We start from the raw sequence: 246 nt of genomic DNA on the forward strand, positions 1-246 counted from the left end.
TCCATATAGTGGCGCAACAGCGCGGCGGTCCCTTCGTCCTTAACGGAACCGTCGTCGTCGTACGCATCTGCCACGAAGCGGATGTACGCCTCAGGCGCGTTCAGCTGCGGCGCGTCCAGGAAGCTCAGAACGCTGCGCATGGAGGACTGCATCACTGCGGTGCCGATGCCACCGGGCGAAGCGCCGATGATTCCGGTGGGTTTCCGTGCGAACGAGTTGGTGCCCCAGGGACGCGAGCCCCAGTCG

Annotated in this window: 1 protein-coding gene; it reads right to left on the reverse strand. The window is 65.0% G+C overall.

Features of this window, described 5'->3' with window-relative positions; genetic code table 11:
* Positions 1-246, reverse strand: a 246-nt coding sequence (locus ACR9ZK_RS22995) for an NADPH-dependent FMN reductase (RefSeq protein WP_481344229.1), incomplete at both ends; no start/stop codon positions are given.

This window comes from Monashia sp. HAY1-5C (genome assembly GCF_056755255.1).